Source organism: Metapseudomonas phytobenefica (genome assembly GCF_043392685.1).
Lineage (GTDB): Bacteria > Pseudomonadota > Gammaproteobacteria > Pseudomonadales > Pseudomonadaceae > Metapseudomonas.
The window spans coordinates 13,416-37,810 of record NZ_JBHZGM010000002.1; the positions used below are offsets into that span (position 1 = coordinate 13,416).

Annotated in this window: 19 protein-coding genes; 15 read left to right on the top strand and 4 right to left on the bottom strand. The window is 65.5% G+C overall.

What is annotated here, in order from left to right:
• Positions 1-123: 123 nt before the first annotated feature.
• From ACFW0B_RS02170 to ACFW0B_RS02180, 3 genes are read left to right on the top strand one after another with little or no spacing between them, the layout of a single operon-like run.
• Positions 124-2,112 carry an FUSC family protein gene (locus ACFW0B_RS02170; protein WP_449146313.1) on the top strand — a complete coding sequence of 663 codons (1,989 nt, stop codon included), beginning with the start codon at positions 124-126 and terminating at the stop codon, positions 2,110-2,112.
• Entirely contained in the window at positions 2,099-2,305 is a 207-nt protein-coding gene (locus ACFW0B_RS02175) for a DUF1656 domain-containing protein (RefSeq protein WP_449146314.1), read from the top strand. Before ACFW0B_RS02170 ends, ACFW0B_RS02175 begins: the two co-directional genes overlap by 14 nt.
• Before the next feature lie 11 nt (positions 2,306-2,316).
• Positions 2,317-3,171: an efflux RND transporter periplasmic adaptor subunit gene (locus ACFW0B_RS02180; protein ID WP_449146315.1), complete on the top strand. Its 855-nt coding sequence runs from the start codon at positions 2,317-2,319 to the stop codon at positions 3,169-3,171.
• Between the two features lie 253 nt (positions 3,172-3,424).
• Here the strand turns inward: ACFW0B_RS02180 and ACFW0B_RS02185 are convergent, their stop codons facing one another.
• The 3 genes from ACFW0B_RS02185 to ACFW0B_RS02195 all read right to left on the bottom strand — a co-directional run bounded on the left by ACFW0B_RS02185 (position 3,425) and on the right by ACFW0B_RS02195 (position 5,653).
• Complete coding sequence (locus tag ACFW0B_RS02185; protein ID WP_449146316.1) at positions 3,425-3,895, bottom strand: MaoC family dehydratase; 471 nt, start codon at positions 3,893-3,895, stop codon at positions 3,425-3,427.
• Positions 3,892-4,851 (bottom strand): alpha/beta hydrolase, encoded by a 960-nt coding sequence (locus ACFW0B_RS02190; protein ID WP_449146317.1) that lies wholly within the window; start codon positions 4,849-4,851, stop codon positions 3,892-3,894. The genes ACFW0B_RS02185 and ACFW0B_RS02190 overlap by 4 nt, the downstream gene beginning before the upstream one ends.
• Before the next feature lie 64 nt (positions 4,852-4,915).
• The gene (locus ACFW0B_RS02195) at positions 4,916-5,653 is read right to left on the bottom strand and encodes a substrate-binding periplasmic protein (protein ID WP_449146318.1); all 738 of its coding nucleotides are present in this window, start codon (positions 5,651-5,653) and stop codon (positions 4,916-4,918) included.
• Between the two features lie 185 nt (positions 5,654-5,838).
• Between ACFW0B_RS02195 and fadD2 the strand changes: the two genes are divergently transcribed.
• From fadD2 to ACFW0B_RS02215, 4 genes are all read left to right on the top strand, one after another.
• Positions 5,839-7,527 (top strand): long-chain-fatty-acid--CoA ligase FadD2, encoded by a 1,689-nt coding sequence (gene fadD2 / locus ACFW0B_RS02200; RefSeq protein WP_449146319.1) that lies wholly within the window; start codon positions 5,839-5,841, stop codon positions 7,525-7,527.
• Between the two features lie 331 nt (positions 7,528-7,858).
• A complete protein-coding gene (fadD1, locus tag ACFW0B_RS02205; RefSeq protein ID WP_449146320.1) occupies positions 7,859-9,565 on the top strand; it encodes a long-chain-fatty-acid--CoA ligase FadD1 in 1,707 nt (568 codons plus the stop codon).
• 258 nt (positions 9,566-9,823) lie between these two features.
• On the top strand, positions 9,824-13,849 hold the full coding sequence (gene hrpA / locus ACFW0B_RS02210; RefSeq protein ID WP_449146321.1) for an ATP-dependent RNA helicase HrpA: 4,026 nt from the start codon (positions 9,824-9,826) through the stop codon (positions 13,847-13,849).
• Positions 13,849-14,385, top strand: a complete 537-nt coding sequence (locus ACFW0B_RS02215; protein ID WP_449146322.1) for a DUF3087 domain-containing protein — start codon at positions 13,849-13,851, stop codon at positions 14,383-14,385. Before hrpA ends, ACFW0B_RS02215 begins: the two co-directional genes overlap by 1 nt.
• Before the next feature lie 241 nt (positions 14,386-14,626).
• Here the strand turns inward: ACFW0B_RS02215 and ACFW0B_RS02220 are convergent, their stop codons facing one another.
• Positions 14,627-15,577, bottom strand: coding sequence for a LysR family transcriptional regulator (locus tag ACFW0B_RS02220; RefSeq protein WP_449146323.1), 951 nt, complete (start codon positions 15,575-15,577; stop codon positions 14,627-14,629).
• 180 nt (positions 15,578-15,757) lie between these two features.
• Here ACFW0B_RS02220 and ACFW0B_RS02225 point away from each other — a divergent pair, with 180 nt between their 5' ends.
• From ACFW0B_RS02225 to ACFW0B_RS02260, 8 genes are all read left to right on the top strand, one after another.
• Positions 15,758-17,266, top strand: a complete 1,509-nt coding sequence (locus ACFW0B_RS02225; RefSeq protein ID WP_449146324.1) for an efflux transporter outer membrane subunit — start codon at positions 15,758-15,760, stop codon at positions 17,264-17,266.
• A gap of 9 nt (positions 17,267-17,275) precedes the next feature.
• Positions 17,276-19,510, top strand: coding sequence for an FUSC family protein (locus ACFW0B_RS02230; RefSeq protein ID WP_449146325.1), 2,235 nt, complete (start codon positions 17,276-17,278; stop codon positions 19,508-19,510).
• Positions 19,500-19,700, top strand: a complete 201-nt coding sequence (locus ACFW0B_RS02235; protein ID WP_449146326.1) for a DUF1656 domain-containing protein — start codon at positions 19,500-19,502, stop codon at positions 19,698-19,700. Before ACFW0B_RS02230 ends, ACFW0B_RS02235 begins: the two co-directional genes overlap by 11 nt.
• Positions 19,701-19,707: 7 nt before the next feature.
• A complete protein-coding gene (locus ACFW0B_RS02240; protein WP_449146327.1) occupies positions 19,708-20,619 on the top strand; it encodes an efflux RND transporter periplasmic adaptor subunit in 912 nt (303 codons plus the stop codon).
• A 179-nt stretch (positions 20,620-20,798) separates the two neighbouring features.
• Positions 20,799-21,062, top strand: a complete 264-nt coding sequence (locus ACFW0B_RS02245) for a DUF2790 domain-containing protein (protein ID WP_449146328.1) — start codon at positions 20,799-20,801, stop codon at positions 21,060-21,062.
• Between the two features lie 340 nt (positions 21,063-21,402).
• Positions 21,403-21,825, top strand: coding sequence for a homoprotocatechuate degradation operon regulator HpaR (hpaR, locus tag ACFW0B_RS02250; RefSeq protein WP_449146329.1), 423 nt, complete (start codon positions 21,403-21,405; stop codon positions 21,823-21,825).
• A gap of 266 nt (positions 21,826-22,091) precedes the next feature.
• Positions 22,092-23,261: a p-hydroxyphenylacetate 3-hydroxylase oxygenase component gene (locus tag ACFW0B_RS02255; RefSeq protein WP_449146330.1), complete on the top strand. Its 1,170-nt coding sequence runs from the start codon at positions 22,092-22,094 to the stop codon at positions 23,259-23,261.
• A 96-nt stretch (positions 23,262-23,357) separates the two neighbouring features.
• On the top strand, positions 23,358-24,296 hold the full coding sequence (locus tag ACFW0B_RS02260; RefSeq protein ID WP_449146331.1) for a p-hydroxyphenylacetate 3-hydroxylase reductase component: 939 nt from the start codon (positions 23,358-23,360) through the stop codon (positions 24,294-24,296).
• Positions 24,297-24,395: the final 99 nt, after the last annotated feature.

Here is a 24,395-nt window from a genome sequence, read left to right on the forward strand (position 1 = left end):
ACGAACGCAAAAGCTGCCTCTGGACGGAATAATGTTAGCGAGCTAATAATAAGCCTTATGTATGGCCTGCCGACTCCGGCGGGCTATCTTCAAATCCACACTCACTCTGCCTGGACCTTGCCTGTGCGCGATACCCTGCGTGCTTTCGTGGCGCCCGATATCCCGGCGCTGCAGTTCGCGATCAAGACCCTGCTGGGCGGCGCCCTCGCGCTCTGGTGCGCGTTCCGCTTCGACCTCCAGCAACCTCAATGGGCACTGATGACGGCATTCATCGTGGCCCAGCCGCTGTCCGGCATGGTGGTGCAGAAGGGGCTGGCGCGGCTGTTCGGCACCCTGGTGGGGACGGTCATGTCGGTGGCCATCGTCGGCCTCTTCGCCCAGACGCCCTGGCTGTTCCTGCTGGCGCTGGCCACCTGGCTGGGCCTCTGCACCGCCGCGTCCACCATGATGCGCAGCGCCTGGTCCTATGCCTTCGTGCTGGCCGGCTACACGGTCGCCATCATCGGCCTGCCGGCCATCGCCCATCCGCTGACGGTGTTCGACCAGGCGGTGGCGCGCTCCACGGAAATCTGCCTCGGTATCATCTGCGCCACCTTCACCAGCGCGCTGCTCTGGCCGCAGCGGGTGGAACGCCAGCTGGCCCGCCAGGCGCGGGATGCCTGGCAATGCGGCATCCAGGCGTCGCTCTCCGCGCTGAAAGGGGAGCGCCAGGAGCGTCAGGGCCTGCTCGGCGTGCTTGGGCGCATAGTCGCCGTGGACGCCCAGCGCGAGCACGCCTGGTTCGAAGGCAACACTGGCCGCCAGCGCGCGGCGGCGTTGCAGGTGCTCAGCCGCGATCTGCTCAGCCTGTTGCGCCTGGCCCGTGGCGTGGCGCGCCAGTGGCGCCAGTTGGGGGAGGGCGAGACCGGGCGATTGAGGCCCTGGCTGGAGGAAGTGGAACTGGCCCTGGCCGAGCCCGACGTGGCTCGCCTGGACGATCTGCGCGACCGCTTGCTGGCGGCTTCCGAAGACGAGGCGCTGTCCACCGTCCAGCAGTACTGCCTGGGCCGCATGGCGATGGTGATGCACCAGGCCTCTGCTGCCGTGGCCGCGATGCACGCGGTGGAACAGGGGCAGGCCCCGGCGGATGCGCCACCGCCGCTGTCTACCCACCGTGACCTGCAGACCGCCGCCATCTACGGCCTGCGCAGCGCACTGGCCTTTCTCGGCCTGTCGGCCTTCTGGCTGGCCACCGCCTGGACCTCCGCTGTCGGTGCGCTGACCCTGACCTGCGTGATCTGCGGCATGTTCGCCAGTCGCGAGAATGCCGAGAAGATCGGCATGATGTTCCTGCGCGGCATCCTTTATGCGCTGCCGGTGGCCTTCATCGTTGGCCAGGTGTTCCTGCCCCAGCTCAGTGGTTTCCCGATGCTCTGCATGGCCCTCGGGGTGCCGCTGTTCATCGGCGCTCTGGGCATGGCCAAGCCGGCCCTGGGGGCGACGGCCACCTCGTTCTGCCTGCATTTCATCGTGCTCTGCGCACCGCAGAACCTGATGCGTTTCGATGTCGGGCTGTTCTTCAACGAGGCCATCTCGATGCTGCTGGGGGTTGGCTTCGCGGTATTCACCTTCCGCCTGATTCCCCTGCGCAATCCGGCGTGGCACGGCCGGCGCCTGCTCAAGGCATCGCTTGCCGACCTGGCGCGCCTCACTGGCGTGCGGCTGGCCGGTGCGGAGAACTGGTTCGGCGGCCGCATGGCCGATCGCCTGCTGCAACTGGCGCGGCTGTATCCGGTGTTGCCGGAACAGAGCCGCAGCCGCTGGGACGACGGCATCGCCAGCCTGGACCTGGGCGACGAACTGCTGCACCTGCGCCGTTGCCTGGCAGCGGCGGACCGCTCACTGGGCGTCTCCGAGGACCGTTTCCTGCGCAACCTGGAGCGCGTCCTGATGCAGGGGCCGGCGCCCGGTCGCGCCCAGGCCCTCGACGAACCCGTCGGCGAATTGCTGGAGGCCCTGCGTGGTGCGGGGCGCAGCATCGACCGCCGCCTGGCCCAGGCGGCGCTGTTGCAGTTGCAGCAGAGCTGGCGGCAATGGTGTGAACGACAGGAGGCGAGCCATGGGCTTGCGTGAATGGTCCCTGGGCGGCGTGTTGCTCAGCCCCTTTCTGCTTTATGCGCTGCTGGCACTGCTGGTGACCGGCGTGCTGCGCCTTGGCCTGGCGCGAGTCGGGCTGACGCGCTGGATCTGGCACGAGGCGCTGTTCGATTGTGCCCTGTATGTCTGTGTACTGGCCGCGCTGGTGGCGCTGGCCGGGCACTGGTGAAGGAGAGAAAGATGCGTTCGATGTTGCGTGTGCTGGTCACCCTCAGCCTGGTGGTGGTGGCCCTGGTGGCCGGCTATGGTCTCTGGCAGCACTACATGCTGGCCCCCTGGACCCGTGATGCGCGGGTGCGCGCCGATGTGGTGGTGATATCGCCGGACGTGTCCGGCTGGGTCATGCAGCTCAAGGTCCGCGACAACCAGCAGGTGAAGGCCGGCGACCTGTTGCTGAGCATTGATCGCGAGCGCTACCAGGCGGCTCTGGAGAAGGCCCGCGCGGTGGCCGACACGCGCCTGCACCAGTTGCGCCTGCGTGAACACGAAGCGTCGCGCCGCGCGCACCTGGGGCCCCAGGCCATCAGTGCGGAACTGCGCGAGAACGCCCAGATCACCGCCGAGGTGGCCCGCGCCGAATTTCGCGAAGCCCAGGCGGAAGTGAAGGTGGCCGAGCTGAACCTGGCCCGCAGCGAACTGCGCGCGCCCCGCAATGGCCAGGTCACCAACCTGCGCCTGGCCCAGGGCAACTACGTCGGCGCCGGCCAGCCGGTGATGGCGTTGGTGGACGACGGCTCCTTCTACGTCCAGGCCTATTTCGAGGAAACCAAGCTGCCGCGCATCAAGGTCGGCGCGCCGGTGAAGGTCTGGCTGATGGGCGCGGGCGAACCGCTCGCCGGCACGGTGGAAAGCATCAGTCGCGGCATCACCGACCGCAACGCGATTCCGGATACCCAGTTGCTGGCCAATGTCGAGCCGACCTTCAATTGGGTGCGCCTGGCCCAGCGGATTCCGGTGCGGATCAAGCTGGACAAGGTGCCGGAGGATGTCCAGCTCAGCGCCGGCATGACGGCCAGCGTGACGGTGGAGGAGTAGGGGGGATTCGCGGAATTGGTTCGCTCCCACAGGGAACGTGCAAAGCCTGTTGGGTTTCGTTCCTCTACCCAACCTACGAGGCTGCTATCCGGAACACGACGTGCCCGGCGTGATTCACCGCTCACCCTTTGGAAGAGGGGCTGGGGGAGAGGGCAGTGTCGGGCCAGCTCGGTGCTCACCCATTTAGCGAATGAATTCGCAGGAAAAACAGTCACCCACAAAAAAGCCCGGATTCGCTCCGGGCTTTTGCGTATCAGCCAATGGTGATCGGCGGCAGTTCCGGCAGTTCCACGGAGAGCTGCTGCTTGGGCGCCAGCACTTCGGCTTCGCCGTCCACCACCTGCTCCGAGTTCTGGTTGAACACACGGGTGGCGATGCGCACGCGGTTCTTCGGCAGCTTCTCGAGGATTTCCAGCTCCACGGTCAGGGTGTCGCCCAGCTTCACCGGACGGGTGAACTTGAGCTGCTGGCCGAGGTAGATGCTGCCCGGGCCGGGCATTTCGCAGGCGATGGCGGCGCTGATCAGGGCGCCGGTGAACATGCCATGGGCGATGCGTTCCTTGAACATGGTGGTCGCGGCATATTCAGCATCCAGATGCACCGGGTTGCGGTCGCCGGAGACGGCGGCGAACAGCTGGATGTGACGCTCTTCGACGGCGGTGGAGAAGGTGGCTTTCTGGCCGACTTCCAGGGCGTCGTAAGTGAAGTTGGTTACCTGGCTCATGCGGTCTCCTTGGCTTGCGTTGGATGGTGCCGGCTGTGGGCAAGGGCCTGTTCCAGCCAGTCGATCAGGTCTTTGGTCACCTCGTCGCGGTTGCTCTCGTTGAGCAGTTCGTGGCGGGCGTCGGGGTAGATGTTCAGTCGCACGTCCCTGATGCCGGCCCGGCGCAATGCCTGGGCCAGATCCTGCAGGCGCCGGCCTTCGCTGACCGGGTCGCGCTCGCCGCCGATCACCAGCAGCGGCAGGTCGGGGTCGATCTGCGCCAGGTGCCTGGGCGGGGTGATGTTCTGAAGCCCGCCGAGCAGGTCGAGCCACAATTGGTTGGTGCAGCGGAAGCCGCACAGCGGGTCGTTCAGGTACTTGTCCACTTCCGCCGGGTCGCGGCTCAGCCAGTCGAAGGCCGTGCGGTTGGGCTTGAAGGCCTTGTTGAAGGAGCCGAACGAGAGGAACTCGATCAGCGCGCTGCGGCCTTCCTTGCCCTGGCGCCAGAGCTCGAAGCGGGCCACCAGTGCGGCCAGCTTGTACAGCGCCACGGGCTGGTAGTTGGAGCCGGACAGGATGGCGCCCTGCAGGCTGCAGCTGTGCTGCATCAGGTAGGCCTGGCTGATGTAGCTGCCCATGCTGTGGCCCAGCAGGAAGATGGGGGCATGCGGGTGCTGCTGGCGGATGTGATGGTTGAGGCTGGCCAGGTCGCCGATGACCTTGTTCCAGCCGTCCTCCGCGGCGTACAGGCCGAGGATGCCATGCTCGGCGCTGCGGCCGTGGCCGCGCTGGTCCAGTGCGTAGAGCTCGAAGCCGGCGGCCACCAGCGCCTCGCCCAGCCGCGCATAGCGGCCGCCATGCTCGGCCATGCCGTGGGAGAGCATGACCACCGCCCTCGGCGGGGCTTCGCCGGACCAGTGGTTGACGTACAAGGGCACTGCGTCGCTGGCTTCGAGCCAGAAGGCATCGTGGCGCATGGCCGATCCTTTTGCCGGGGAGTCGGCGCATTGTGCACGGGCGCGGGGGTGGCGCAAAGCCTGCTCAGTCGGGCGCGACGTTATGGCGTTCGAGGATGCGCCGGTACTCGCCGCTGGCCAACAGATCGCGAAGGCCGCGCTCATAGATCTGCGCCCAGTCCGGTTGTCCGGGGCGCGGTGCGGTGAAGCCCACCAACAGGGGCAGGCGCTCCAGGGCCGGCGGCTGCCATTGGAGCTTGCCGCGCAGCTGCTCGTCCGTGGCGATCAGGTACTGGCCCACCGCGCGCTCCAGCAGCACCAGGTCGAAACGCCGGGCATACAGCTTACGCAGGTTGGAGATGTCGTCCACCGCCTCTTCGGCGGCGAAGCCCGAGCGCAGCACACGGGCCGGATAGCCATAGCCCCTGACCACGCCCACCTTGCGCCCCTTGAGTTCGGTCAGGTCGGTGAAAGCGATCGGCGTGGCCTTGCGCACGAAGAATCCCAATTCGCTATAGAACAGCGGGCGTGAGGCACGGAGATTTTCCTCCACCACTTCCCGCGGCCAGAGGGCCAGGGCGCCCTGGTAGTGGCCGCTGTGCAGGGCGGCGCGCACCCGCGCCCAGGGCATGAAATCCACCTGGACCTTGTAGCCCTGGGTGGCGAAGGCGCGGGTGGTGAGTTCGACGATGCTGCCGCCTTGCGGCAGGGCCTGCGAGCAATAGGGCGGATACTCCAGGGTGGCCAGGCGCAGGTCGGCGCGCACGCCACAGCTGAGGAGCAGGCAGGACAGCAGTGCCCACAGGGGCAGGGGGAGGCGCATGGGTGATAGATGATCCGGATGTCGTGTTCTTGTTCTGATGCTACGCGAATCTAGCTGGACTATCGGCGAGATTCACGCGGTCAATGACACCCGCTGGCATATTTGCGCTGTGCCACGGAGCTGCTAAGTTCCGGGCAGTCCCGCAGCGCGGGCCAGACAATTTCAGGGCTATGAGGATAAGAACAATGCAACCTGATTTCTGGAGCGACAAACGCCCGGCCGGCGTGCCCAACCAAATCGATCTGGCCGCCTACAAGTCAGTGATCGAAGTGTTCGAGCGATCCTGCAAGAAATTCGCCGACCGCCCCGCCTTCAGCAACCTGGGCGTGACCCTGACCTATGCCGAGCTGGATCGCCTGTCCGCCGCCTTCGCCGCCTACCTGCAGAAGCACACCGATCTGGCGCCCGGCGACCGCATCGCCGTGCAGATGCCCAACGTCCTGCAATACCCCATCGCCGTGTTCGGCGCCCTGCGCGCCGGGCTCATCGTGGTCAACACCAACCCGCTGTACACCGCCCGCGAGATGCGTCACCAGTTCAAGGACGCCGGGGTGCGCGCGCTGGTCTACATCAACCTGTTCGGCAGCCTGGTCGAAGAGGTGCTGCCCGAAACCGGGATCGAGTACCTGATCGAGGCGCGCATGGGGGACCTGCTGCCGAGCCTGAAGGGCTGGCTGGTGAATACCGTAGTGAAGACGGTGAAGAAGATGGTCCCGGACTACCACCTGCCCCAGGCGGTCCACTTCAAGGAGGTGTTGAAGCAGGGCCAGGGCCATGCGCTGAAACCGGTGCGGGTCGGCCTGGAGGACATCGCCGTGCTGCAGTACACCGGTGGCACCACGGGAGTGGCCAAGGGCGCGATGCTGACCCACGGCAACCTGGTGGCCAACATGCAGCAGGTGGACGCCTGCCTGTCGCAGCTCGGCCCGGATGGCGCGCCGCTGATGAAGCAGGGCCAGGAGATCATGATCGCGCCGCTGCCGCTGTACCACATCTATGCCTTCACCGCGAACTGCATGTGCATGATGGTCAACGGCAACCACAACATCCTCATCACCAACCCCCGCGACATCGGCGGCTTCATCAAGGAACTGAAGAAGTGGCGCTTCTCCGCGCTGCTGGGCCTGAACACCCTGTTCGTGGCGCTGATGGACCACCCCGAGTTCAAGAACCTCGACTTCTCCAACCTCAAGGTCACCAACTCCGGCGGCACCGCGCTGGTCAAGGCCACCGCCGAGCGCTGGCAAGCCCTCACCGGCTGCGCGGTGGTGGAAGGCTACGGCCTGACCGAAACCTCGCCCGTGGCCAGCACCAACCCCTACGGCAGCCAGGCGCGCCTGGGCACCGTGGGCATCCCGGTACCGGGCACCGCCTTCAAGACCATCGACGACGCCGGCAACGAGCTGCCCCTGGGGGAACGCGGCGAGCTGTGCATCAAGGGGCCACAGGTCATGAAGGGCTACTGGAATCGTCCAGAGGCGACGGCCGAAGTCCTGGATGCCGAAGGCTGGCTGAAGACCGGCGACATCGCCGTGATCGACCCCGACGGCTACGTGCGCATCGTCGACCGCAAGAAGGACCTGATCATCGTTTCCGGCTTCAACGTCTACCCGAACGAGATCGAAGACGTGGTCATGGCCCACCCGAAGGTCGCCAACTGCGCGGCCGTCGGCGTGCCGGACGAGAAATCCGGCGAGGCGGTGAAGCTCTTCGTGGTGCCGCGCGAAGGCGGCGTCAGCGTCGAGGAGCTGAAGGCCTACTGCAAGGAAAACTTCACCGGCTACAAGGTGCCCAAGCACATCGTTCTGAAGGACGCCCTGCCGATGACCCCGGTGGGCAAGATCCTGCGTCGCGAGTTGCGCGACATCGCCTGAGCGGACAGGGCAGGGCGGTCCGCCGTCCTGCCCTCGCGCTTTCCCCTCCGCGACTCAAAACCCCTCCCCGCATCACCCTCGGCACCCGTGAAAGCCCCGGTCTACGCCGTTTGTCAGTATTTTAGAGTTCCAACTCGAAAAGTGACCAATCGCTAGTGTTCTGGTCATTATTTTTACTGGTCAGGGCTGGTCTGGTGCTGGTGAGACTCTTTTAAAGCTGCTACTCTCGGCGCGTTTTTTTGCCCGTTCGGGCGCACAATCGCACAAAACACAACAAACAACTGTCCCTCGGAGGACAGTGAAATCAGCTGTTGCTTAGGAGTGGGCCTCCATGACCGAAAACTTCTGGAAGGACAAATATCCGGCAGGCGTTCCTGCCGAGATCAACGCCGACCAATACCCCAACGTCCAGGCGGTATTGAAGGAGTCCTGCCAACGCTTTGCCGACAAGCCCGCATTCAGCAACCTGGGCAAGACCCTCACCTACGGCGAGCTCTACGAACTTTCCGGCGCCTTCGCCGCCTACCTGCAGAACCACACCGACCTTGTGCCTGGCGACCGCATCGCCGTGCAGCTGCCGAACATCCTGCAGTACCCGGTGGTGGTCTTCGGCGCCATGCGCGCCGGCCTGATCGTGGTCAACACCAACCCGCTGTACACCGCGCGGGAAATGGAACACCAGTTCAACGACGCCGGCGCCAAGGCGCTGGTCTGCCTGGCCAACATGGCCCACCTGGCCGAGGAAGTGCTGCCCCGGACCGGCGTGAAGCACGTCATCGTCACCGAAGTCGGCGACCTGCTGCCGACCTTCAAGCGCCTCTTGGTCAATGCCGTGATCAAGCACGTGAAGAAGATGGTGCCGCCGTTCAGCCTGCCCCAGGCGGTCAAGCTCAACGATGCCCTGGCCAGGGGCCGCGGCCGTGCCGTCCGCGAGGTCAGCCCGCAGAGCGGCGACATCGCCGTGCTGCAGTACACCGGCGGCACCACAGGCGTGGCCAAGGGCGCGATGCTGACCCACCGCAACCTGATCGCCAACATGCTGCAGTGCAAGGCGCTGATGGGCGCCAACCTGAACGACGGTTGCGAGATCCTCATCACCCCGCTGCCGCTCTATCACATCTACGCCTTCACCTTCCATTGCATGGCGATGATGCTGACCGGCAACCACAACATCCTCATTTCCAACCCGCGCGACCTGCCGGCCATGGTCAAGGAACTGTCGAAGTACCGGTTCACGGGCTTCGTCGGCCTGAACACCCTCTTCGTCGCCCTGTGCAACAACGAGGACTTCCGCAAGCTGGACTTCTCCGCCCTGAAGCTGACCCTGTCCGGCGGCATGGCCTTGCAGCTGGCCACCGCCGAGCGCTGGAAGCAGGTCACCGGCTGCGCCATCAGCGAGGGCTACGGCATGACCGAGACCAGCCCGGTGGTATCGGTGAACCCCTTCCAGAGCATCCAGGTCGGCACCATCGGCATCCCGGTCCCCTCGACCCAGTGCAAGGTGGTGGACGAAGAGGGCAGGGACGTCGGCCTGGGCGTGCCCGGCGAACTGTGCGTGAAGGGCCCGCAGGTGATGAAGGGCTACTGGCAGCGCCAGGACGCCACCGACGAAATCCTCGACGCCGACGGCTGGCTGAAGACCGGCGACGTTGCGGTGATCCAGGACGACGGCTACATGCGCATCGTCGACCGCAAGAAGGACATGATCCTGGTGTCGGGCTTCAACGTGTACCCGAACGAACTGGAAGACGTGCTGGCGACCCTGCCGGGCGTGTTGCAGTGCGCCGCCATCGGCGTGCCGGACGAGAAGTCCGGCGAGGCGATCAAGATGTTCGTGGTCGCCAAGCCGGGTGTCAGCCTGACCAAGGAACAGGTGATGGAGCACATGCGCAGCAACGTCACCGGCTACAAGGTGCCGCGCGCCATCGAGTTCCGCGATGCGCTGCCGACCACCAACGTCGGCAAGATCCTGCGCCGCGAACTGCGTGACGAAGAGTTGAAGAAGCTCAAGGCGAAGCAGGAAAAGGCCCAGGCCTGATCCCGCCGAACCACCGGACAAGGCCCCGCACTCGCGGGGCCTTGTCGTTTCCGGGCTGCGATACAGTGAGGGGGATTCGGATTCGTAGGATGGGTAGCGCTTGCGAAACCCATCAACCGCGGTCCGCACGGGTTTCGTACCTCAACCCATCCTGCGGGCCTGGCGAATGAATTCACCCCCACAGGTCCAAGCCCGCGCCGGGGGAAATCTGCGACAATTCCGCCCTTGCCGAAAACGACAGCAGAATCAGCGGAACCGATGAGCGAGCAATCCCCCAGCCCCGAACAACTCCTGCAACGCCTCGATCAGGCCATGGGCGCCGACCGGCATCGCCTGCGCCGGCAGCTCCACGAGCTGAGAAAGCAGCCGGATGCCGCCAAGCTGGCGCAATGGGCCGAGCGCTTCCAGGCCTCCGTGGCGCGGGTGGAGGCGCGGCGCGCCAGCGTGCCGCTGATGCGCTACGACGATGCCCTGCCCATCGCCGCCAAGCGCGACGAAATCAAGGCGGCCCTGGCCAAGCACCAGGTGCTGGTGATCGCCGGCGAAACCGGCTCGGGCAAGACCACCCAGCTGCCGAAGATCTGCCTGGAGATCGGCCGCGGCATCCACGGCCTGATCGGCCATACCCAGCCGCGCCGGCTGGCGGCACGCAGCGTGGCCACGCGGGTCGCGGAAGAGATCGGCAGCCCCTTGGGTGAACTGGTGGGCTACCAGGTGCGTTTCGAGGACCAGTCCAACGAACGCAGCCTGATCAAGCTGATGACCGACGGCATCCTGCTGGCCGAAACCCAGCACGACCGCTTCCTCGAACGCTACGACACCATCATTGTCGACGAGGCTCACGAGCGCAGCCTGAACATCGACTTCCTCCTCGGCTACCTGAAAACCCTGCTGCCGCGCCGGCCCGACCTCAAGCTGATCATCACCTCGGCCACCATCGACCTGGAGCGCTTCTCCAAACATTTCGGTGAAGCCCCGATCATCGAAGTGTCCGGCCGCACCTACCCGGTGGAAACCTGGTACCGGCCGCTGGCCGCCGAGGTGGACGAGGACGGCGAGGCGCTGTTCGACGACCTGTCCGTGGACCAGGGCATCCTCCGCGCCCTGGACGAGATCGCCGCGCACGAACGCGAAGTGGGCAAGCGCCCCGGCGACGTACTGGTGTTCCTCCCCGGCGAGCGGGAAATCCGCGACTGCGCCGAAGTGCTGCGCAAGGCCAACCTCAAACACACCGAAGTGCTGCCGCTGTATGCGCGCCTGACGCCCGCCGAGCAGCAGAAAATCTTCCAGCCCATGCCGGGCCGCAAGATCGTCCTGTCCACCAACGTCGCGGAGACCTCGCTGACGGTGCCGGGCATCCGCTATGTGATCGACAGCGGCACCGCGCGCATCAGCCGCTACAGCTACCGCGCCAAGGTCCAGCGCCTGCCGGTGGAAGCGGTGTCCCAGGCCAGCGCCAACCAGCGCAAGGGCCGTTGCGGCCGGGTCGAGCCGGGCATCTGCGTGCGCCTCTACAGCGAGGAAGATTTCCTTTCCCGCCCGACCTTCACCGACCCGGAAATCCTGCGCACCAACCTGGCGGCGGTGATCCTGCAGATGCTCCACCTGCGCCTGGGGGATATCGAAGCCTTCCCCTTCATCGAGCCGCCGGACGGCAAGGCGATCAAGGACGGCTTCACCCTGTTGCAGGAACTCTCGGCGGTGAACCGCGACGGCCAGCTCACCCCCATCGGCCGCCAGTTGGCGCGCCTGCCCATCGACCCGCGCCTGGGCCGCATGGTGCTGGAAGGCGCCCGCCAGGGCAGCCTCGACGAAGTGCTGGTGATCGCCGCCGCGCTGTCGGTGCAGGACCCGCGCGAGCGGCCGATCGAGCGCCAGCAGGCCGCCGACCAGGCTCATGCGCAATGGAAGGATGTGGACTCCGATTTCGCCGCGCTGATCAACCTCTGGCGCGGCTTCGAGGAACAGCGCCAGGCGCTGGGCTCCAACGCCTTGCGCAACTGGTGCCGGAAGAACTTCCTCAATTACCTGCGGCTGCGCGAATGGCGCGACGCCCACCGCCAACTGGTGCTGATCTGCCGCGAGCTGAAGCTCTTTCCCGAACGGGGCGATACCCATGCTGCCCGCAACGATGGGCATCGCTCCGCTCAGCACCATCCTGTGAAAAGCGGCCCTGCCAACGTTCCGCGTGATGCCGTTGCCAAGGCCGAACAGCAGCAGCGCAGCATCGACTACGCCAAGGTGCACAAGGCGATTCTCTGCGGCCTGTTGAGCCAGATCGGCCAGAAGACCGAGGACGGCGATTACCTCGGCGCCCGCCAGCGACGCTTCTGGATCCATCCGGGCACCGCCATCGCGAAAAAGCGCCCGCAGTGGGTGATGACCGCCGAACTGGTGGAAACCACCAAGCTGTTCGCGCGGATGGTGGCGAAGATCGAGCCGGACTGGCTGGAGCCCCTGGCCGCTCACCTGGTGAAGAAGAATCACCTGGAACCCCACTGGGAGAAGCGTCGCGGCCAGGTCGTGGCTTATGAGCAGGTCACCCTCTACGGCCTGATCATCGTTGGCCGCCGCGCCGTGCATTACGGCCCGGTGGACCCGGAAGTCTCTCGCGAGCTGTTCATCCGCGAGGGCCTGGTGCGTGGCGAAATCCACAGCAAGGCCAAATGCCTCGCCGCCAACCGCCAGTTGCTGGAGAAGCTCGACGAACTGGAAGCCAAGGCGCGCCGCCGCGACATCCTGGCCGACGAGGAAACCCTGTTCGCCTACTACGCGGCGCGCCTGCCGGCGGACATCTACCAGACCGCCAGCTTCGAGAAATGGTACGAGCGCGAAAGGGCGAACAACCCGAACCTGCTGATCATGCGCGAGGAAGACGTGCTGGCCCGCGAGGCCAGCGAAGTCACCGCCGCGCAGTACCCGGACAAACTGTGCCTGGGCGAGCTGCAGCTGCCCCTGAGCTACCACTTCGAACCCGGCCACCCGCGTGACGGCGTGACCCTGCGGGTGCCGGCGCCGCTGCTGCCGCAATTGCCGGCCGAGCGCCTGGAATGGCTGGTGCCGGGCCTGCTGGAAGCCAAGTGCGTGGCCCTGGTGCGCAACCTGCCCAAGGCGATGCGCAAGAACTTCGTACCGGTGCCGGACTTCGTCAGGGCGGCACTGGACAAGATCGTCTTCGGCCAGGGTTCGCTGCCTGAATCCCTGGGCCGTGAACTCACCCGCATGACCGGCGCCCGCGTGCCGGAAGAGGCCTGGGTCGAGGCCGCCGCGCAACTGGAAAACCACCTGAAGATGAACCTGGAGGTGGTGGACGCCCGCGGCAAGTTCCTCGGTGAAGGCCGTGACCTGGCCGAGATCACCGCGCGCTTCGCCGAAGCCAGCCAGGCCGCCCTGGCCATTCCGCAGGCGCAGCAGGCGCAGAAACCGGTAGAGGCCAAGGGTTTCGCCCAGGTAGCTGAGAAGACCCAGCAAAAGGTCGCCGGCCTTTCCATGACCGTCTACCCGGCGTTGGTGGAGGAGGGTGGAAGCGTCAAGGAAAGCCGCTTCCCGACCCAGGCCGAGGCCGACTGGCAACACCGCCGCGCCCTGCAGCGCCTCTTGCTGCAGCAACTGGCGGAAACCGCCAAGTTCCTCCGTGGCAAGCTGCCGGGCCTGACCGAACTGGGCCTGCTGTATCGCGACATGGGCCGCGTCGATGCGCTGGTGGAGGACATTCTTCTCGCCAGCCTGGACAGCTGCATCCTTGACGGCGAAGCCAGCCTGCCCCGCGACGGCGCCGCCCTGGCCTCGCTCGCCGAGAAGAAGCGCGGCGCCTGGGCCGAGCATGCCGAGCGCCTGGCGCGCCTGACCCTGGAAATCCTCAAGCTCTGGCATGGCCTGCAGAAGCGCTTCAAGGGGCGCATCGACCTGGCCCAGGCGGTGGCCCTGAACGACATCAAGGCGCAGCTGGGCAATCTGGTGTATCCGGGCTTCGTCCGCGAAACGCCGGCGGAATGGCTGAAGGAACTGCCGCGCTATCTCAAGGCCATCGAGCAGCGCTTCGACAAGATCGCCGCCCAGCTGCAGCGCGACCGCGTCTGGTCCGGCGAGCTGGCCGGTTACTGGGAGCAGTACCAGGCGCGCCTGGCCAAGCACACCCAGGAAGGCAAGCGCGACCCGGAGCTGGTGCTCTATCGCTGGATGCTGGAGGAATACCGCGTCTCGCTGTTCGCCCAGCAGCTGGGCACGAAGATGGCGGTGTCCGACAAGCGCCTGAACAAACAGTGGAGCCAGGTAGAAGCCTGATGAGCGAGCCCTTCGAAATCCGTCCCATGAGCCCCGAGCTCTACCGCAAGCAGACCCGCCGCATCACTCTGATGATCGCGGCGATCTTCATCGCCCTGGCGCTGCTGATGTCCACCTTCTGCGTGCAGCTGTTCGGCACGCCCGGTGGCGATAATTTCCGCTGGAATCTGATCGGTGTGCTGGCCGGGCTGGCGATTACCGTCGCCCTGGTGCGCCTCCAGCTCTGGCCGCGCCCCTGGATGGCCCCGGCCGTCTACGGCTGGCAGCTCAAGCGCAGCCTGATGCGCGTGACCAACGTCATGCACAAGGTCAAGGCCGGGGTGGCGACGGGCGATCCGGCGGCCATGAAGCTGCTGCGCTTCTACCACCTGGGCCTGACCCAGATGCACCAGCTGGACGGCAACAGCGCCGACCTCAGCCACCACGTGCGCGAGATCGACCAGCACCGCGAAGCCATGGAAGCCCAGGGGCTGGCGGTGGAGCAGAACCGCCTGGACCCGGCCTGGCTGGACGCGGTGAAGGGATACGGCAAGTAGTTCCGCAACCTACGGCAGGACTGGGTTCTGCTGCGCGAATGAGTTCGCCCCCACAGGGAGGGAGTGCACAGGCCTGAACGCCTGCACGGACCAGCCCCCTCTCCCTCTGGGAGAGGGTTGGGGTGAGGGCAGCTGGATCTGGCAGGAACTCCCAAGGGCAGACCTTCGGCCTTCCTGGCGAATGAATTTGCCTACAGGGTCGATGCCTGGGCAGGCCGCACGGAAGCGGGGAAGGACGCCTCTATCGCGTCCCCAGCCTCAGGCTGTACTCCGCCACCGCCGTTTCATCCGCCGCGACCCGCTCCGGCAGGAAGTCGCGGAGGAATTCCACCCAGGTGCGGATCTTCGCGTCGAGGAACTGCCGCGACGGGTAGAGGGCATAAATGCCCAGGGGAAAGAGGCTGTGGTTGGGCAGCACCCGTACCAGGCTGCCGTCCGTCAGGCCGCTGATGGCCGAGTACACCGGCAGCACGCCCACGCCGAGCCCCGCCTTGATGGCTTCGGTCAGGGCATCGGCGGTGTTCACCTGGAAGGGCGTCTGGTTGATGCTGACCATTTCCTGGCCGTCCGGCCCCTCGAACAGCCATTTGTCCAGGGACATCACGTTGTTCACCAGGCGCAGGCAGCGGTGCTTCGACAGCTCGGCGGGCTGGCGGGGCGCGCCGTGCTTCTCGATGTAGCCGGGCGAGGCGCAGAGCACGCTGTAGGTGGTGCCGAGCTGCTTGGAAATGAACCCCGAGTCCGGCAGTTCCTGGGCGATCACCACCGAGATGTCGTAACCCTCTTCGAGGATGTCGGTGGTGCGGTTGGCCAGGGTCAGGTCGAAGCTCACGTCCGGGTACTTCTCGCTGTACGCGGCAATGGCCTTGATCAGGTAGTGCTGGCCGATGCCGGTCATGGCATGCACCTTGAGATTGCCCACTGGCCGTGCATGGGCCTCGCTGGCCTCGGCCTCGGCTTCTTCGATATAGCCAAGGATCTGCTCGCAGCGCAGCAGGTAGCGCTGGCCGGCTTCGGTCAGGGCGATGCGGCGGGTGGTGCGGTGCAGCAGACGGGTGCGCAGATGGGTTTCGAGGGTCGCTACCGCGCGGGAGATGTAGGAGGTGGTGAGGTCCATGCGCTGGGCAGCGGCGGTGAAGCTGCCGGTTTCCGCCACGCAGACGAAGGCGCGCATGTTGAAAAGGATGTCCATGTAGGGTCCTGGCCCAGGATCGGGGTGCGAATTCTGTCACGAAGCATGCCGGTGGATTATGGCTGATTCAGTCAATAATCCTTTATCTATCCGTCGCCTTATTCTTCGCCCTGCCCATCTCTAGAATCATTGCCGTTCCAGGCATCAGCCCTGGTTATCCAGCAATCAGGATATGCCGCAGTGCACCGCAATCCTTGGCCTGGCGTCGCCCGTGCCAGTCTGTTCGCCGTCGTTTCGCTCCTTTCCGCATGTATCGATAGTCAGGGTCTGGCCCCCCAGGCCGAGCGCCTGGACGCCAGTCGCCTGGACCCCGGTTCGGCCATTCGCCGCGCCGAGCGCGATGCCGCCTGGCCCAGCGCCCAGTGGTGGCGCGCCTATGGCGACCCGCAGCTGGATGCCTGGATGGAACAGGCGCTGGCCGGCAGTCCCAGCCTGGCCATGGCCGCCGCCCGTGTACGCCGGGCCCGCGCCCTGGCCGGGGTGGTGGAGTCGGCCGAGCAGCCCCAGGTCAACCTCGATGCCAACCTGCAGCGCAAGCGCTGGCCCGACGATTACTTCTACGGCCCCGGCGAACTTGGCCGCACCACCAGCTGGAACAACACCAGCCTGCTGGGCTTTTCCTACGACCTCGATCTCTGGGGACGTGAGCGCAGCCGCAGCCACCAGGCCCTGGACCAGGCCCGCGTAGCCGTGGCCGAGGCGCGCCTGGCGGCCCTGGAGCTGCAGGGCAACCTGGTGCGCAGCTATATCCGGCTGGCGCTGTTGCACGCGGAGATGGATGTCGCCCGGGCCAATCTTTCCCAGCAGGAACAGGTCCTTCACCTGGCCGAGCGTCGTTTGCGCGACGGCATCGGTACGCGGCTGGAGGTCAGCCGCGCCGAAGCGCCCCTGCCGGAAAGCCATCGGCAGATCGACGCTCTGGACGAGTCCATCGCCCTGACCCGTAACCAGCTCGCCGCCTTGGCCGGCAAGGGACCGGGGGAGGGTGAACGCCTGCAGCGACCCGCGCTCGATCTGCAGAACCTGCCTGGTCTGCCAGCGCAATTGCCGCTGGAGCTGCTCGGGCGTCGGCCGGACCTGGTGGCCAGGCGCTGGCAGGTGGCGGCGCAGGCGCGTGGTATCGAAGTCGCCAAAGCGGGCTTCTATCCCAACGTCAACCTGTTGGGCGGCGTCGGCTCCAACGCTACCCAGGGCGGCGTGCTGGATTTCCTGCGCTACGACAAGCTGACCTACAACCTCGGCCCGGCCATCAGCCTGCCGATTTTCGATGGTGGCTTGCGCCGGGGCGAGCTCGGCGCTGCCGCTGCCGAATACGACCTGGCAGTGGAGCAGTACAACCAGACACTGGTCGCGGCACTGCAACAGGTGGCCGATGCCCTGGTGCGCATCAAATCATTGCATCAGCAGCAGGAGTTGGCCGCCGAAGCGGTGGCCGCCGCGCAGAAGACCTGTGACCTCGCCTTGCTGGCCCAGCAACGCGGCCTGACCGGCTTCGACGCGGTGCTGGAAACCCAGCCCGTACTGTTCCAGCGCCAGCTCCAGCAACAGCAGGTTCGTGCGGCACTGCTCGGCGCCCAGGCGGACCTCTTGCTGGCCCTCGGTGGTGGCGTGTTGCCCGAGCCGGGCGGCCCTTCCGATGCCGGCCTGGCACCGCAGGAACCGCGCCTGCGCTTTCTCCCGAAGTCCTGAGATCCCTTCATGGTTCAAACCCTCAACCGCGCACTGGCTGACTGGGCGCGCAGTGATGGCCTGACCTGGGCCTTCATCTTCAAGGCCCTGCTCACCGCCTTCCTCGCACTCTGGCTGGCCTATCGCCTGGAACTGCCACAGCCGGGCACCGTGCTGGTGACCGTGTTCATCGTCATGCAGCCGCAGAGCGGGCAGGTCCTGGCCAAGAGCTTCTACCGCATCATCGGCACCCTGCTGGGGCTGACGGTAATGGTGGTGCTGATCGCCCTGTTCAACCAGGAACGGGTGCTGTTCATGCTTTGCCTGGCGATCTGGATCGGCCTGTGTACCGCCGGCGCCGCGCGCTATCGCGACTTCCGCGGCTATGCCTGCGTGCTGGCCGGCTACACGGCGGTGATGATCGGCCTGCCGGCCACGACTCACCCCGATGATGCCTTCATGCTCGCGCTCTGGCGGGTGCTGGAAATCAGCCTGGGCATTCTCTGCACCGGCCTGGTCAATGGCCTGATCCTGCCGCAGACCACCAGTGCCGACCTGCGCAACACCCTGCACGGACGCTTCCGCGACTTCGCCGCCTTTGCCTGCGAAGGGCTGGCTGGCGGCCTGGATACCGCGCGCTTCGACGCCAGCACTGCGCGCTTCGCCGCCGCCGCGGTGAGTCTGGAGAACATGCGCAGCGCCACCGCCTTCGAAGATCCGCACATGCGCATGCGCAGCGGGCGTCTGGCGCGGCTGAACAACGAGTTCATGGTGCTCTCCACCCGTTTCCACGCCCTGCACCAGTTGCTGCAGCGACTGGTGGTAGGAGCGAGCTCTGCTGGCGAAAGCTCGGAGTCGGCGGCGTTCGCCAGCAGAGCTGGCTCCTACGATAGTCCGGAGGAGGGCGGCGCGGTTCTGCAGGCCCTGCAGCCGTGCCTGGCCGAGGTGTCCGGCCTGCTCGCGCCCCTGCGTGACCGCCTCAGCAGCGAAGCCGATGCCGCGCAGCTGGTCATCCGCCTGGAGGCCTGCAAGCAGGAGCTGATGCAGCTGATCCGCAGCGGTCGGGCACAGCTCGCCATGCAACACCCCAGCGAAGCCCAGAGCCTGGACTACGACACTGCCGCCGAACTGCTCTATCGCTTCGCCGACGACCTGCACAACTACGCCCAGACCCACGCATCCCTGCTGGACGACCACCACGCCCGCGAGCAGTGGAAGGAGAACTTCCGCCCCCGCGCCAATGCCGTGGCCGCCGCCGTGGCGGGGGTGCGCAGCAGCCTGCTGATCCTGCTGCTCAGTGTGTTCTGGATGGCCACCGCCTGGCCCAGTGGCGGGACCTTCGCCATGACCATCGGCATGGTTTCGGCCCTGGCGTCGTCCTCGTCCAATCCCCGGCGCCTGTCATTGCAGATCACCCTGGGCGCTTCCGCCGGTGCCTGCCTCGGCATCTTCATGACCTTCCGCGTGTTGCCCGTAATCGACGGCTTCGCGCTGCTCTGCTGTGCACTGGCGCCTGTGGTAGCCCTGGGCGCCTGGATGCTCGCGCGGCCGCAATTGGCCGGTGCCGGCCTGGGAATGCTGGTGTGGTTCGCCATGACCTCCATGCCGGCCAACCAGACCCTGTTCGATCCCCATCGGGTGCTCAACGAGTACCTCGCCTCGGTGCTGTCCATGGCGCTGGCCACCGCGGCGGCTGCGGTGCTGCTGCCGCCCAACCGGCCCTGGCTCTGGCGCCGCCTGGAACATGACCTGCGCATGTGCGTGGTACGCACGGTGAGCGGCCGGATGAAGGGGCTGGTCTCCGGCTTCGAAAGCGGTACCCGCGACCTGCTGAACCAGGCCTACCTGTATTCCGTCGGCCGTCCGGATGTGCAGCGCCAGCTGTTGCGCTGGATGTTCCTGGTGCAGGAAGTGGGGCATGCGGTGATCGAGCTGCGCCTGGAGCAGGCGCGCCTGCCGGCGCTGTCCTGCTACGCCGAGTCCATGCCCTGGCGCAATGCCATCCGCGCCATGGGGCGTGCGCTGGTGCGGCTGTTCATCCAGCCTTCGGAAGCCAACCGCCAGCGCGCCCTGGCCGCCGTGGAACAGGCCATCGACAGCGTTCGCACTACCGCCGAGCCCTGCGCACCGCAGTTCGAGACATCCCCGCTGCGCAGGCTGCAGAGCTACCTGCACTTCATCCGCACATCCCTGCTGGACCCGCAGATCCCGCTGGCCGGCGACGCCGTGCCGGTACGCCTGCAAGGAGCCGCCCATGCCGCGTGAAATCGTCCTGCACGGTGTCTATATGCCGAGCCTGACCCTGCTGTTCCTGATGGCTTTCCTGCTTGGCTGGGGGCTGGACCGCCTGTTCGCCTGGTGCGGCCTGTACCGCCACGCCTGGCACCCGGCGCTGCTGCGCGTCGGCCTGTTCACCTGCCTGTACTGCGCCCTGGCGCTGACCATCTACCGTTGAGGCCCCCATGTCCCTGAAACGCATCATCAGTGTTGGCGCGACCCTGCTCATCCTCACCCTGGCGGTCGTGCTGGTGCGCAGTCTCTGGCTGCATTACATGGAGTCCCCCTGGACCCGCGACGGTCGCGTGCGCGCCGACGTGATCAACATCGCCCCGGACGTGGCCGGGCTGGTGGCCGATGTGATGGTGCGGGACAACCAGAAGGTGGAAGCCGGGGACCTGCTGCTGCGCATCGACCCCGAGCACTACCGGGTGGCGGTGAAACAGGCCGAAGCCCTGGTGGCGGCGCGCAAGGCCGCACTGGACATGCGCAAGGTGAATGCCGATCGGCGTGCCGACATGGACGACCTGGTGGTCTCCCGCGAGAGCCGCGAGGATGCCGGTCACCTGGCCGATTCCGCCCTGGCTGAATACCAGGAGGCGGTCGCCGCCCTGGATGCCGCGAAACTCAACCTGTCCCGCACCGAAGTCCGCGCGCCGGTGTCCGGCCACATCACCAACCTCAACGTCTACAAGGGCGACTTCGCCGAACGCGGCGAGGCGAGCATGGCGCTGGTGGATGACCGCTCCTTCTACGTCAACGGCTACTTCGAGGAAACGCGCCTGCCACGCATCGGTGTGGGCGACCGTGCCGAGCTGCGCCTGATGAGCGGCCAGCGCCTCACCGGCCATGTGGACAGCATCGCTCGCGGCATCTACGACCGCGACAACCCGGAAAGCCGCGAGCTGATCGCTGACGTGAACCCCACCTTCAACTGGGTGCGTCTGGCCCAGCGAGTACCTGTGCGCATCCATCTGGACGAGGTACCGGAAGGCGTGCTGCTGGCCGCCGGCATGACCTGCACCGTGGTGATCGGCGAAGCGGGCCGGGAACCGGATACTTCGGGCCTGCTCAACCGATTGTTGTTCGCCCAGTAAATAGTCCTTGTTGTATCTGGCGCTGTTTGCAGAGTTACTCCCGCAATAAAATAGTCCCGCCTCCCACGACGAGGCGCTTGCTACCGTAAACAGCATCGAAAGGTGTTGCGCTGTACCTTCGACCAGTTCGTGGAGAGCTGGTCGAAGTTCTAACTTCCAAGCACTCGGAAAACTATCCAATGAAAGCTCTCGCCTTGCTGGCACTTGTCGGCATGTCTGCCTTCGCCTTTGCCGAAGAATCGGTGGAAGCGGCTGATGCCGAGGAACCTGTTGTCGAGCGGTACCACTATGGAATGAAACTTGATATCGCCAGGGTCATTTCCCGCAGTGAAATTCCCAATGTCTGTGGCGTAGTTCCGGCCTATATGACTTACGTAGATCACCAGGGCAAAGTTCATCGCCTGGAATATGTTGTTTTCGGCCAGGGTTGCAGTAACGGCTGATATATATGTGAAGTTGTTTTAAACGCCCGGCCTGAAGAGTCGGGCGTTGTCGTTTCAGGCCAGATGCCGATGCACTGGCTGCAGAAGACCGGGCATCGCCCGATCCGGCTGATTGAGGACTCCATCACGCGCATCTACGGCCCCGGCTTCCGCGATGAAAACCGGCCCAAGGCCAACTGCAGAGCGCATCCTGCGAAACATCGACAGCATCATCGGTTGCTTCTCGTACTACGTGGCGCCGATCAGGTGTGGACTGGTCGACAGGTTCGCCCACAGGACCTTGGGCGGGTCATGTTTTTTTCGTTAAACTCTTCACGAATAACCCCTGACCTGCCCGATCATGCCAAGTCCAAGACCTTCCCTGACCCTGACCCTGCTCCAGGCCCGTGAAGCGGCCATGAGCTTCTTCCGCCCGCTGCTCAACCAGCACGACCTGACCGAGCAGCAATGGCGGGTGATTCGCCTGCTGCGCCAGCACGGCGAGTTGGAGAGTTACCAACTGGCGGAGCTCGCCTGCATCCTCAAGCCGAGCATGACCGGCGTGCTGTCGCGCCTGGAGCGCGATGGCGTCGTGGTGCGCCGCAAGGCGCCGCAGGACCAGCGCCGCGTGCTGGTTAACCTGACTGAAAAGGGCCATCAGTGCTTCCTTTCCATGAGCGAGGGCATGGAAGCCAACTACCAGAAGATCCAGGAGCAGTTCGGCGAGGACAAGCTCAAGCAATTGATCGAGCTGCTCAACGAGCTGAAGCAGATCAAGCCCTGATCGCACCCGTCTTGCAGGAGCGAGCTTGCTCGCGGAATCGACTTCTCCCCACATGCTTCGCCATCGGGCTGGCTCCTGCAGAAATGCCATGAAAAGTGCAATCAAGACTCCGTAACGTCCATTCTTGGGGGGATGCCCCCGTCCCATAATCGCCCTGCACCCACTTGGGGTATCCGCTTCAGGCTCTGGCTTCCCGCGGCATTATCTGTTGCAGCGAGCTACCAGCCTGGCCTTTTCCAAGTACTAACAATAAGCAGGGCCTCGACATGAAAAAGCCAAACCACCTTCTCGACGACCTGAAGGCCATCCTCCCGGCCATTGCTGCCAATGCCTCGCAAGCCGAGCAAATCCGCCAGGTGCCGGAGCAGAACATCGCCCTGCTCAAGGGCATCGGCCTGCATCGCGCGCTGCAACCGAAGAAGTTCGGCGGCATGGAGATTTCCCTGCCCGAGTTCGCCGATTGTGTCGTCGCCCTGGCCGGCGCTTGTGCCAGCACCGCCTGGGCGTTCAGCTTGCTGTGCACCCACAGTCATCAGCTAGCGATGTTCTCGGCACGTCTGCAGGAAGAGGTCTGGGGTGAGAACCCGGACGCCACCGCCAGCAGTTCCATCGCGCCCTTCGGCAAGGTGGAAGAAGTGGAAGGCGGGGTAATCTTCAACGGCGAGATGGGCTGGAGCAGTGGCAGCGACCATGCCGAATGGGCCATCGTCGGCTGCCGTCGGAAGAACGCCGAAGGTGAGCTTGTCTATTGCTTTGCTGTGCTGCCGCGCAGCGACTACGAAATCCGCGACGACTGGTACGCGGCCGGCATGAAGGGCAGCGGCACCAAGACCCTGATCATCAAGGACGCCTTCGTCCCCAACCACCGCATCCAGGCGGCCAAGGACATGATGGAAGGCAAGTCCGCCGGATTCGGCCTGTACCCGGACAGCAAGATCTTCTACGCACCTTACCGCCCGTACTTCGCCAGCGGTTTCGCCGCCATAAGCCTGGGCATCGCCGAGCGCATGCTTGAAGCCTTCAAGGAGAAGACAAAGAACCGCGTGCGCGCCTACACCGGTGTCAGCGTCGGCACCGCCACCCCGGCGCTGATGCGCCTGGCCGAATCCACCCACCAGGTGGCCGCCGCCCGCGCCTTCCTCGAGAAGACCTGGCAGGAGCACGCCGAGCACGGCGAACGCCACCAGTACCCCAGCCGCGAAACCCTGGCTTTCTGGCGCACCAACCAGGCCTATGCAGTGAAGATGTGCATCCAGGCGGTGGACCGCCTGTTCGAAGCCGCCGGCGGCACCGCCTGGTTCGAGAACAACGAGATGCAGCGGCTGTTCCGCGATTCCCACATGACCGGCGCCCATGCCTATACCGACTACGACGTCTGCGCGCAGATTCTCGGGCGCGAGCTGATGGGCCTGGAGCCCGACCCGAGCATGGTGTAACGCCTGCATCCCTCACCTGCGTGCCGGGCGGCTCCGCGCCGCCCCTATTGAATGATCGCGCGGCCGTCCCACGAGGCGGCCGCCAGGAGCTGCGCCATGTCCTCTCAAGAAACTCTCTTCGATTCCCGCGCCTTCCGCCGTGCCCTGGGCAATTTCGCCACTGGCGTCACCATAGCCACCGCCACAGCGCCCGATGGCTCCCGTGCGGGCGTCACCGCCAACAGCTTCAACTCGGTCTCCCTGGAGCCGCCGCTGATCCTCTGGAGCATTGACAAGCGTTCCAGCAGCCTGGCGGTGTTCCAGCAGGCCAGCCACTTCGCGGTGAACATCCTCGCTGCCGACCAGATCGACCTCTCCAATCAGTTCGCCCGCCCGCGCGACGACAAGTTCGAGGGGGTGAGTTACGAGCCCGGTATCGGCGGTGCGCCGCTGTTCCCCGACTGCGCGGCGCGTTTCCAGTGCGAGATGCACCAGCAGGTGGATGGCGGCGACCACGTGATACTGATCGGCAAGGTGCTGGCCTTCGACGATCTTGGCCGCTCGCCGCTGCTCTATCACCAGGGCGTCTATTCCATGGTCCTGCCGCATACCCGCATGACCCGGAAAGCCGAAGACCAGCCGGCCTCCAGCGCCTTCCAGGGGCGCTTGGCGCACAACCTCTACTACCTGATGACTCAGGCGGTACGTGGCTACCAGGCCGACTACCAGCCCAGGCAGCTTTCCACCGGCCTGCGCACCAGCGAAGCGCGCATGCTGATGGTGCTGGAGAACGATGCGGGCCTTGGCCTGTGCGATCTGCAACGTGAGGTAGCGATGCCCATGCGTGAAATCGAGGAGGCCGTGGCCATCCTCAAACGCAAGGGCATGGTGGCCGATGTGGACGATCGCTACGTGCTGACGCCCGCTGGCGTGGAACGGGCTGACGCGCTCTGGCGCATTGCTCGAGAACAGCAGGAGAAGGTGTTCGCTCAGTTTGGTGAGGAGCAGGTGGAAACCTTCAAGCAGATGCTCAAGGCGGTGATTGCATTGGGCTGAACCGCCCGAGCAGCCATGGGAATGGCGCCCCGGTGGCGCTGTTCCGGTTCTTTGCGAGACTGCGGATGCAAAAAACCGGCCCGAGGGCCGGTTTCTTCC

Coding starts and splice junctions, on each gene's coding strand:
- ACFW0B_RS02175 (WP_449146314.1), top strand. CDS start 2,099: ATGGGCTTGCGTGAATGGTCCCTGGGCGGCGTGTTGCTCAGCCCCTTT.
- ACFW0B_RS02180 (WP_449146315.1), top strand. CDS start 2,317: ATGCGTTCGATGTTGCGTGTGCTGGTCACCCTCAGCCTGGTGGTGGTG.
- ACFW0B_RS02185 (WP_449146316.1), bottom strand. CDS start 3,895: ATGAGCCAGGTAACCAACTTCACTTACGACGCCCTGGAAGTCGGCCAG.
- ACFW0B_RS02190 (WP_449146317.1), bottom strand. CDS start 4,851: ATGCGCCACGATGCCTTCTGGCTCGAAGCCAGCGACGCAGTGCCCTTG.
- ACFW0B_RS02195 (WP_449146318.1), bottom strand. CDS start 5,653: ATGCGCCTCCCCCTGCCCCTGTGGGCACTGCTGTCCTGCCTGCTCCTC.
- fadD2 (WP_449146319.1), top strand. CDS start 5,839: ATGCAACCTGATTTCTGGAGCGACAAACGCCCGGCCGGCGTGCCCAAC.
- fadD1 (WP_449146320.1), top strand. CDS start 7,859: ATGACCGAAAACTTCTGGAAGGACAAATATCCGGCAGGCGTTCCTGCC.
- hrpA (WP_449146321.1), top strand. CDS start 9,824: ATGAGCGAGCAATCCCCCAGCCCCGAACAACTCCTGCAACGCCTCGAT.
- ACFW0B_RS02215 (WP_449146322.1), top strand. CDS start 13,849: ATGAGCGAGCCCTTCGAAATCCGTCCCATGAGCCCCGAGCTCTACCGC.
- ACFW0B_RS02220 (WP_449146323.1), bottom strand. CDS start 15,577: ATGGACATCCTTTTCAACATGCGCGCCTTCGTCTGCGTGGCGGAAACC.
- ACFW0B_RS02230 (WP_449146325.1), top strand. CDS start 17,276: ATGGTTCAAACCCTCAACCGCGCACTGGCTGACTGGGCGCGCAGTGAT.
- ACFW0B_RS02235 (WP_449146326.1), top strand. CDS start 19,500: ATGCCGCGTGAAATCGTCCTGCACGGTGTCTATATGCCGAGCCTGACC.
- ACFW0B_RS02240 (WP_449146327.1), top strand. CDS start 19,708: ATGTCCCTGAAACGCATCATCAGTGTTGGCGCGACCCTGCTCATCCTC.
- ACFW0B_RS02245 (WP_449146328.1), top strand. CDS start 20,799: ATGAAAGCTCTCGCCTTGCTGGCACTTGTCGGCATGTCTGCCTTCGCC.
- hpaR (WP_449146329.1), top strand. CDS start 21,403: ATGCCAAGTCCAAGACCTTCCCTGACCCTGACCCTGCTCCAGGCCCGT.
- ACFW0B_RS02255 (WP_449146330.1), top strand. CDS start 22,092: ATGAAAAAGCCAAACCACCTTCTCGACGACCTGAAGGCCATCCTCCCG.
- ACFW0B_RS02260 (WP_449146331.1), top strand. CDS start 23,358: ATGTCCTCTCAAGAAACTCTCTTCGATTCCCGCGCCTTCCGCCGTGCC.